The sequence below is a fragment of the Streptomyces canarius genome (genome assembly GCF_014650735.1).
Taxonomy (GTDB): domain Bacteria; phylum Actinomycetota; class Actinomycetes; order Streptomycetales; family Streptomycetaceae; genus Streptomyces; species Streptomyces olivaceoviridis.
The window spans coordinates 43,353-50,973 of the sequence record NZ_BMVN01000052.1; the positions used below are offsets into that span (position 1 = coordinate 43,353).

Annotated in this window: 8 protein-coding genes; 5 read left to right on the forward strand and 3 right to left on the reverse strand. The window is 72.7% G+C overall.

All coding sequences use genetic code 11. The annotated features are described in order from the left end of the window. Positions 1-40: 40 nt before the first annotated feature. Together IE294_RS39720 and IE294_RS39725 are read left to right on the forward strand one after the other, a co-directional pair. Positions 41-1,072: a Gfo/Idh/MocA family protein gene (locus IE294_RS39720; RefSeq protein WP_189894257.1), complete on the forward strand. Its 1,032-nt coding sequence runs from the start codon at positions 41-43 to the stop codon at positions 1,070-1,072. A gap of 56 nt (positions 1,073-1,128) precedes the next feature. Further along, positions 1,129-1,887 carry an SDR family oxidoreductase gene (locus tag IE294_RS39725; RefSeq protein WP_189894258.1) on the forward strand — a complete coding sequence of 253 codons (759 nt, stop codon included), beginning with the start codon at positions 1,129-1,131 and terminating at the stop codon, positions 1,885-1,887. A 315-nt stretch (positions 1,888-2,202) separates the two neighbouring features. Here IE294_RS39725 and IE294_RS39730 read toward each other — a convergent pair whose 3' ends face one another. From IE294_RS39730 to IE294_RS39740, 3 genes are all read right to left on the reverse strand, one after another. After that, the gene (locus IE294_RS39730; protein ID WP_229917802.1) at positions 2,203-3,390 is read right to left on the reverse strand and encodes a D-alanyl-D-alanine carboxypeptidase family protein; all 1,188 of its coding nucleotides are present in this window, start codon (positions 3,388-3,390) and stop codon (positions 2,203-2,205) included. Between the two features lie 136 nt (positions 3,391-3,526). Beyond that, positions 3,527-4,507, reverse strand: a complete 981-nt coding sequence (locus IE294_RS39735; protein ID WP_189894260.1) for an aldo/keto reductase — start codon at positions 4,505-4,507, stop codon at positions 3,527-3,529. Between the two features lie 86 nt (positions 4,508-4,593). Further along, positions 4,594-4,920: a nuclear transport factor 2-like protein gene (locus IE294_RS39740; protein WP_189894261.1), complete on the reverse strand. Its 327-nt coding sequence runs from the start codon at positions 4,918-4,920 to the stop codon at positions 4,594-4,596. Positions 4,921-5,049: 129 nt separating this feature from the next. Between IE294_RS39740 and IE294_RS39745 the strand changes: the two genes are divergently transcribed. The 3 genes from IE294_RS39745 to IE294_RS39755 all read left to right on the forward strand — a co-directional run. Beyond that, the gene (locus IE294_RS39745) at positions 5,050-5,595 is read left to right on the forward strand and encodes a DoxX family protein (protein WP_189894262.1); all 546 of its coding nucleotides are present in this window, start codon (positions 5,050-5,052) and stop codon (positions 5,593-5,595) included. A gap of 134 nt (positions 5,596-5,729) precedes the next feature. Further along, positions 5,730-6,107 carry a VOC family protein gene (locus IE294_RS39750; protein WP_189894263.1) on the forward strand — a complete coding sequence of 126 codons (378 nt, stop codon included), beginning with the start codon at positions 5,730-5,732 and terminating at the stop codon, positions 6,105-6,107. Between the two features lie 641 nt (positions 6,108-6,748). Next, a partial coding sequence (locus tag IE294_RS39755; protein WP_306433516.1) for a ribonucleotide reductase N-terminal alpha domain-containing protein occupies positions 6,749-7,621 on the forward strand: 873 nt, incomplete at its 3' end.

Here is a 7,621-nt window from a genome sequence, read left to right on the forward strand (position 1 = left end):
CTCGTACACACTGCCGAGGAACGGATGAGCGAGGGCGGGGATGGCGGGAGAGAGCGTGCGGTGGGGGATCCTGGCGACGGGCGGGATCGCGGCGGCGTTCGCGGCGGATCTGGTGGATCTGCCGGGCGCGGAGATCGTGGCGGTGGCCTCGCGCCGGCGGGAGTCGGCGGAGGCGTTCGCCGAGCGGTTCGGTGTGGAGCGGGCGTACGGCGACTGGGAGTCGCTGGCGGCGGACCCGGACGTCGACGTCGTGTACGTCGCCACTCCGCACGCGGCGCACCGGACGGCGGCCGGGCTGTGCCTGGAGGCGGGCCGGAACGTGCTGTGCGAGAAGCCGTTCACGCTGAACCTGCGCGAGGCGGAGGAACTCGTCGCGCTGGCGCGGGAGCACGACCGCTTCCTGATGGAGGCGATGTGGATGTACTGCAACCCGCTGGTCCGGCGGCTGAAGGCGCTGGTGGAGGACGGGGCGATCGGCGAGGTGCGGACCGTGCACGCCGACTTCGGCCTGGCCGGCCCCTTCCCGGCCGCGCACCGGCTGCGGGATCGGGCGCTGGGCGGCGGTGCGCTGCTGGACCTGGGCGTGTACCCGGTGTCGTTCGCGCAGTTGCTGCTGGGCGAGCCGGACGGGGTCGCCGCGAGCGCGGTGCTGTCGCCCGAGGGCGTCGATCTCCAGACGGGCGCGGTGCTGTCCTGGCAGAGCGGTGCGCTGGCCTCGCTGCACTGCTCGATCGTCGGCGGTACGGCGGTCACCGCGTCGGTCACCGGTTCGCGCGGCCGGATCGACATCCCGTCCGGTTTCTTCCACCCCGACCGGTTCGTGCTGCACCGGGACGGCCGTGACCCCGAGGAGTTCGCCGCCGACCCGGCCGACGGGCCGCGCACCAGCCTGCGGCACGAGGCGGCGGAGGTCACGCGGGCGCTGCGGGCGGGCGAGAAGGAGTCGCCGCTGGTGCCGCTGGAGGGCACGCTCGCGGTGATGCGGACGCTGGACGCGGTGCGGGAGCGGATCGGGGTGCGCTACCCCGGGGAGGAGACGGCGGGTGGCGAGGTGGCCGTCCTCGCCGGGTAACCGTATGACGGACACTGGATTCCGCATGGCGGACTTCCCGCCTACGCTGCGGAACCATGACTGACACGCAATCGAACATCGCGGTGGTGACCGGGGCCGGCTCCGGCATCGGGCGGGCCGTCGCCGTGGAACTGCTGCGCGCGGGCTGGTCGGTGGCGCTGGCCGGCCGGCGCGCGGAGCCGCTGACGGAGACGGCGGCACTGGCGCCGGGGACGGCCTCGCTCGCCGTACCCACCGACGTGTCACGGCCCGAGGACGTCGAGGCGCTGTTCACGGCGACCGTGGAGCGGTTCGGCCGGGTGGACCTGCTGTTCAACAACGCGGGGACCTTCGGGCCCGGCGGGGTCCCGGTCGAGGAACTGCCCTACGACGCCTGGCGGCACGTGGTGGACACCAACCTCAACGGCGCGTTCCTGTGCGCCCAGGCGGCCTACCGGCGGATGAAGGAGCAGGACCCGCAGGGCGGCCGGATCATCAACAACGGCTCGATCTCGGCCCACACGCCCCGCCCGCGGTCGGTCGCCTACACCGCGACCAAGCACGCGCTGACCGGCCTGACCAAGTCGCTCTCCCTGGACGGGCGGCCGTACCGCATCGCGGTCGGGCAGATCGACATCGGCAACGCGGCGACGGACATGACGGCCCGGATGGGGACGGGCGCGCTCCAGGCGAACGGGGAGGTGGTCCCGGAGCCGGTGATGGACGTGGCCGATGTGGCGCGCACGGTACGGCACATGGCGGAGCTGCCGCTGGAGGCGAACGTGCAGTTCGCGACGGTGCTGGCGACGGCGATGCCGTACATCGGGCGGGGCTGAGGCGCGCTTTCCCCGCTCCCGCAAACGGAATTTGAACATCCGCGCTATTGCGGTCCATCGGTGACATGTGCTCAACTTTTCTCCACCAGAGCTTCACAGTTGGGGCACAGAGGTTCCGCGGCCACTGCGAGGGGGGAGGCGGCGGCCGTTCCACCGGACGGGAGTTGGGGGTGGACCTCGCGGCGGGCCGCGGGGTACACACCGGCCGCTGGAACGACCGCCGCCACATACCGCCGTGCGGCGGGATCACTGGCAGGACAGGCGGTACGACCGCTCAGCGCCGGTGCGGTGGGACCACCCGCGCCGGCACCCCGGTCAGCGCCGGTGCCCGCCCCTCGCCCCCGCTCCGTCGGCCGCCGGTGCTCCCGCCGTCCGTGCCCGGCGCCTGCGCAGGGTCCAGGCTCCCGCTCCCAGCAGCGCCAGCGCCCCGGCGGCGCCCTCCGCGATCCGCCACGCCGAGCCGCCGCCGGACGCCGGGCCGGGTGCGCCGGCCGCCGCCTGCACCGTCTTCGGTGCGGGCACCGGGGTCGCGCTCGCCCCGCCCTCGCTGAGCGGTTCGACCAGCAGGCCCACCGGCTGGGCCGAACGCCCGTGGGTGAAGCCCCAGTCGAGGAGCGCGGCGGTGTGCTCGTAGACGGCGTTGCCGCCCGCGTGGGGATGCATCACGGTGACCAGCAGGGTGCGCCCGCCCCGGGTGGCCGCGCCGGTGAAGGTGTTCCCGGCGTGGCTGGTGTAGCCGTTCTTGACACCGATCAGGCCGTCGTAGGTCTTCAGACCCCATGCCCCGGTCAGCAGACGGTCGGTGTTCTGGATCTGGAAGGTCTTCTTCCCGCCCGCCGGGAAGTCGGCGGTCCGCGTGCCGCAGTAGGCGCGGAAGTCGGGGTCCTTCAGGCCGTGACGGGCGAAGAGCGTGAGGTCGTACGCCGAGGAGAGCTGCCCCTTGTGGTCGAAGCCGTCCGGGCTGACCACATGGGTGTCCAGGGCCTGGAGGTCCGCGGCCTTGGCCTGCATCTCGGCGACGGTCTTCGCGACGCCGCCGTTCATGTGGGACAGCACGTGCACGGCGTCGTTCCCCGAGCGCAGGAACACGCCCTGCCACAACTGCTCCACGGTGTAGGTGATGCCGGGCCTGATGCCGACGAGGCTGGAGCCGGCCGGGATGTCGGCGAGGTCGGCGTCGGTGACCCGGTACCGCTCCGCGCGGTCGAACTTCTTCAGCACGGTGTCCGCGAACAGCATCTTCAGCGTGGACGCGGGCGCGAGCCGCCGGTGCGCGTCGAACGAGGCGAGCACCTCCCCGCTCTCGCAGTCGGCGACCAGCCAGGAGCGGGCGGTGAGCTTCTTGGGCAGCCCGGTGGCGCCGCGCACCTGGACGCCGGCGCGGGCCAGCCGCTCGCCGCCGACGACGGTCGCCGCGGCGGCGGAGGTGGCCGTGGACAGGGGAAGGGCGGCGGCCGTCAGCCCGAGGACGGCACGCCGGCTGAGCCGGGAACATTCACGCACCCGGGGACCGTACACCGCGTCGAGCAGGGACTTCGCGAACTGGTGGCCGAGACGGCACGGAATTTGCCGCGTTATGAAAATCCGATGAAGTACCCCGGGTTCTCGGCCCTTACACCTCTCTTACGCCTCTTACCGCTCACCTGCCGAGCAGACGGTCGATCTCCGCCGACTGTGCCGCGGTGAGGGGCCCCTTCGCGAGCGCCCCGGCGTTCTCCTCGGCCTGGGCGACGGTCCGGAAACCGGGGATGGGCACGGTGCGCGGGCTGCGGGCCCACAGCCAGGCGAGGGCGCCCTGGGCGAGGCTGCGGCCCTCGCTGGTGAGGAGGGAGCGGACCGCGTCGATCCGGGCCAGCCACTCGGGATCGGCGCCGGAGCCGTCGTCCGCGTACCCCGGGAGCCAGGCCGGCGGCCGGCTCCGGATGTCCCCGGCCTCCAGCGCCCCGCCGCGCCGCCCGGCGAGCAGTCCCATGGCGAGCGGGCTGCGGTCGACGCTCGCCAGCTCCAGCCGCTCGCACAGGGCCACGAGTTCCGGTGCGTCCTGGAGGACGTTGAGGGCGTGCTGTACGGCCGTGCAGTGCGGGCCCTCGGCGAAGACGGCGGCCCGCGCGGGGTCGTCGGTACTCCAGCCGTAGGCGCGGACGAGCCCTTCGCCGACGAACTCCTCGCAGGCGTCGCGCAGTTCGGCCGCCCGTGCCGGGTCGGCGTCGGAGATGTGGAGCTGGTAGAGGTCGACGCGGTCGGTGCCGAGGCGGCGCAGCGAGGCGGTGAGGGCCCGGCGGGCGTACTCCGGGGTGGCGTCGGTGCCGGTGAGGGTGCGGGTGTCCGCGTCGAAGACGTTGCCCCACTTGGTGGCGAGGACGACGTCGTCCCGCCGTTTGCCGAGGGCCTTGCCGAGGACCTCCTCGCTGTGCCCGGTGCCGTAGGAGTCGGCGGTGTCGAAGAAGGTGACGCCGAGGTCCAGCGCCCGGCGGACGGCCCGTACGGACTCGTCGTCGTCCACCTTCCCCCAGCCGACGGGCTGCCCGTCGGCGGTCTGGTGCTCACCCCCGATGGCCCAGCACCCGAAACCGAGCGCGCTCACCTCGATGCCACTGCGTCCCAGCGTTCGTGTCGTCATGGGCGGGACGGTAGGGGTTGGAGCGCACGCGAACACAAGCCCACGGGGGCGTCGTTACGTGTGCGTCTCCTCAAGCCCGGAACTTCTCACGCCTGCCCGGTCTCGAACCGCGAGATCCGCCCGTCGTCCTCGACGGTGAAGCTCCACCGGGTGCGCATCTCGCCCCAGGTGTCGTTGCGGTAGCGGGCGAGCAGGGTCCGGCCGCCGGCGGACTCGTTGTCGACCTCCATGTGGCCGTGGGAGGAGAAGATCTCCCGGTCGATCCAGTCGGCGAGGTCCCGGTCGGAGCCGTCGTCGGCCATGGTCGCCCCGGGCGCGAGCAGGGCCATGAAGCCCTCGCGGTCGTGGGCGTTGACGGCGTGGACGAAGGCCCGGATCACGGGGTCGCTGAGCTTGGCCGGTTGAATCGTCATGGCGTCAGGCTCACACCGCGCCGGCGGGCCCGCCACCCGAACGGCAGCCAGGACGGGCCGGACCGCGTCGGCGGTGCGAGGGTGGGAACGCGGGAGGGGACGTGTCCGCCTGTCTGCTGGGGAGTCACCGTGACCTGTTACGACCGACGTGATCTGGGACTGCTGCTGCTCCGGCTGAGCACCGGCGGGGTACTGGCGGCGCACGGCACGCAGAAGCTGTTCGGCTGGTTCGGCGGGCACGGGCTGGAGGGCACCGGCCAGTACATGGAGTCCATCGGCTTCGCGCCCGGCAAGCTGAGCGCGACGGCGTCGGGCCTGGCGGAGGCGGGCGGCGGCACACTGCTGGCCCTGGGCCTCGCGACCCCGGCGGCGGGCGCGGCGGCGGCCGGCGGCATGGCGGGAGCGGCGGCGGTGCACATGCCCCACGGCTTCTTCGCACAGGAGGGCGGCTACGAGTACGCGGCGACCCTCGGCCTGGCCGCGGCCGGCCTCGCCGTCGCCGGTCCGGGCCGCCTCTCCCTCGACCACGCCCTCGGCCACGTCTTCGACCGCGGCTGGATGGTCCCGGTCGCCCTCGGCGTGACCGCCGCGGCGACGGCCGTGGTGGTGGGCGCCCGCAACCGCCGGGTGCGGCAGCAGGCGGAGGGCGAACAGGAGACGCTGTTCGAGGAGTGAGCCGACGGTCCTGCGGGGCGGCGGGCGGTGCCTGAGGCGGGCCCCGCCTCTCCGGTCACGCTCAGGGCCTGGCGACCGGCGCCGGGGCCGGCTGCCTCTGGACGGCAGGAGGCATGCATGATCGGGTCGGGGCCATGACCTCCTTGATCCGCCATGTCACCATCGACTCCGCTGATCCCTACGTCCTTGCGCGTTTCTGGGCCGAGGTTCTGGACGGCTCTCTCGCCGAGGACGACTTCCCGGGAGATCCGGAAGCCGTGGTCACATCCGCCACAGCCACCTTGCTGTTCGTCCGGGTCGATGACCGCAAGAGCGTGAAGAACCGCGTACACGTGGATCTTCAGCCTCAGGACCGCACCCGTGACCAAGAGGTCGAGCGGCTGCTCTCGCTCGGCGCCACGCTGGAAGGTGACCACCGAAGGCCCGACGGAACGGGGTGGGTGACGCTGCACGACCCCGAAGGCAATGAGTTCTGCGTGGAACGCAGCGCGGCGGAGCGGGCGAACGGCTGACGGCTCGTCGTTCGGTCGAGCGGCCTGTCGATCGGTCGAGCGGCACTGCCGCCGAGCGTCGGCGGGCTGCGCCGGCTGCGCCACCCGGACCTGCGCGACAACCAGCTCGGCGAACTCCCTTACGTGGTAGCCGGGTTGACCGAGCTGACCCGTCTCGACCTGCGCGGCTGCGCCGTGCTGACCTGACACGACACTCCCACGACGTTTGAAGGGGCCTCCCCCGCCTGAAGGGGCCTCCCCCGTTCGCGGGGGGCCTCCCCGGGGGCGGCGAACGCACTGATGACTTTCAGCCATCTTTGAGCTCCTGTCACTTCCGCCCCGTGCGGCACAACCCGTCTCCCGCCCGGCCACGGCCCGGCCGCGCACCCTCCACGGGCGTCGCGGGAGAGCCCGCGGAGCCCTTGTCGCGCCTGGACGCAGAGCCCCGTTTTCGCTCGCTGTCCGAACAACTAACACACCCCGGGACACTACATCTGGGGTCCGTTGCGGCGCGAGACACAAGATGTATGCTCCCACCTGATTTCGGCGACACCTGAGACGCCCACGGCACTGCGGGCCCCTCGGGCACTGGCGTCTGCCTTTCCACGCCTTGCCTCCCCCGTGTCCCGGGCCCCGTCCTCCACTCAACGAGGGAGCACCACGTGACCATCGCTCCGAGCTTTCCGGCCTCGCGCACCGAGGAGTACTTGCAGCGGGACCTGGAGCCTGCGCTGCTGCGGACGCTGACCGAACTGACCGCCGACCTGCCCGACGCCGACCCGGGGCGGGTCGCCGCCGCCGCGCTGCGCGGCCGGTCCGCTCGGGCCGACGAGGCGGAGCTGCGGGAGCTGGCCACGGAGGCCGCCGCCGGGCTGATCTCCGAGGACCCCGCGTACTCCAAGCTGGCCGCCCGGCTGCTGACGATCAGCATCCGCCGTGAGGTCGCCGGGCAGGGCGTGTCGTCCTTCACCGAGTCGATCGCGCTCGGCCGGCGCGAGGGTCTTGTCGCCGACGGCACGGCGGAGTTCGTCCGCACCCACGCCGAACGCCTCGACGCCCTGGTCGAGTCCGCCGTGGCGGAGGGCGCCGACGACCGGTTCGGCTACTTCGGCCTGCGCACCCTCTACAGCCGCTACCTGCTGCGTCACCCGGTCACCCGCAAGGTGATCGAGACGCCCCAGCAGTTCATGCTGCGGGTGGCGAGCGGTCTGGCGGAGGACGACACGGAGCGCTCGGTGGACCAAGTGTCCGCGCTCTACGGTTTGATGAGCCGCCTGGACTACCTGCCCTCCTCCCCCACCCTCTTCAACTCCGGCACCCCGCACCCGCAGATGTCCGCGTGCTACCTGCTGGACTCCCCGCTGGACGAGCTGGACTCCCTCTACGACCGCTACCACCAGGTCGCCCGCCTCTCCAAGCACGCCGGTGGCATCGGCCTGTCCTACTCACGCATCCGCTCCCGCGGTTCCTTCATCCGGGGGACGAACGGGCACTCCAACGGGATCGTGCCGTTCCTGAAGACGCTGGACGCCTCC

Excerpts from the sequence above, each read along its gene's own strand:
- IE294_RS39740 (WP_189894261.1), bottom strand. The coding sequence starts at position 4,920 with ATGACGATTCAACCGGCCAAGCTCAGCGACCCCGTGATCCGGGCCTTC.
- IE294_RS39750 (WP_189894263.1), top strand. The coding sequence starts at position 5,730 with ATGACCTCCTTGATCCGCCATGTCACCATCGACTCCGCTGATCCCTAC.
- IE294_RS39720 (WP_189894257.1), top strand. The coding sequence starts at position 41 with ATGGCGGGAGAGAGCGTGCGGTGGGGGATCCTGGCGACGGGCGGGATC.
- IE294_RS39735 (WP_189894260.1), bottom strand. The coding sequence starts at position 4,507 with ATGACGACACGAACGCTGGGACGCAGTGGCATCGAGGTGAGCGCGCTC.
- IE294_RS39725 (WP_189894258.1), top strand. The coding sequence starts at position 1,129 with ATGACTGACACGCAATCGAACATCGCGGTGGTGACCGGGGCCGGCTCC.